1 protein-coding gene is annotated in these 1,230 nt (G+C 57.2%); it reads right to left on the reverse strand.

Annotated elements, in window-relative coordinates; all coding sequences use genetic code 11:
- Positions 1–1,230: VCBS repeat-containing protein (locus J2X76_RS31560; protein WP_310221894.1), on the reverse strand; the 1,230-nt coding region annotated here is incomplete at both ends.

A 1,230-nucleotide genomic window follows, 5' to 3' on the forward strand; every position in this document is an offset into this window, starting at 1 on the left:
CGTCGATGGCGTGTAGTCAACCGAGACCACGCCGCCCGTCTCTAGTTTCACAGATCGCAAAAGGTTCGGGTTGCCGGAACCCGCCTGCGACATCAGCGTGATATTCCCACTTACCTCGGGGAGGCCATCTCCGTTGAAGTCGCCGGCAGCCCAATATCCCTTCGGGATGACGTAGTTCGACAGCAAATGCTGAATACCAGCCGGACCGAAACCGATGCCCGAGACGACAATCTGGTCATGCGTGAACTCGAACTTACCGTCGTTGTCGAAATCCCGCAGGGAACTCTCTGAGTTCAGAGACAGGCCGCCGACATGGGCGAACCCTGTTCCCGTGGACAGCCAGAACTGCGCATCGGAATTATACATATAGACAAGATCCGTCGTGCCATCGCCATTGAGATCTCCCAGCCTGCAGGCAATGGGTGCTTGGCAATTGGGACCGGCGGACGCCCCAATCCAGGCTCCATCGACGTTTCGCAGGACTAACGAGCTCGGGTGGAGAAGCAAAAGGCTTTGACGCCCGTTTGCTGCAAAATCTCCAACACTGGAGGGAGTGTCGCCGCCTACAGGCGCAATATCATCGACACCGTCGCCATCGAAATCCAATGAGACAAGACCGGTGAGGCTGGGAGCCTCATGAGGGGCTGTGTTGCAGACTGTGGCGAATGGCCCCGCGCATCCCTCCAGTGTCAGCGTCCAATTCGGTCCGACCTTGTAGACAAGATCCTGCCAACGGGTGACCACCTCAGAGCCCCAATCGAATTTGGGGGAAGACGAAGCGATGACTATATCCTTGCTGTTGGCGGTGGTGTGGCGGCCGAGCAGCCATCTCAGGCTTCCAGGAGTGCTACCGTAAATGTCAGTGAGGGCAGGCAGAGTCGATGTCAACACCGACTGTGTCGTCAAATTGGGGCCAAGAAGCTTCGTGAAGGCTAAATGGTATCGGTGACCTCCTCCATAATACTGCGGACTTGCTTCCCCGCACCCGTCGCAAAGGTTCTCATCGTAGATCTGGAAAGACTCGTCCTGACCATCGAAGTCGGCATCGAAATTGGTCCCGCCAACAAAAGTACCAGGCGGATATGTGCCGATAAGCTGTGTTGCCTGCTGGGGCGTATAACTGAAATTGGCATTGTCATAGGTCATCTGCCTGATGGTCTTGGACGTTGGGCCGGTGACGACGCCTGCCGCGGAGACGGTGGCGTCGCGGCCGTAGCGGTCGACCTTGGT

It is taken from the genome of Neorhizobium sp. 2083 (genome assembly GCF_031455615.1).
Lineage (GTDB): Bacteria > Pseudomonadota > Alphaproteobacteria > Rhizobiales > Rhizobiaceae > Neorhizobium.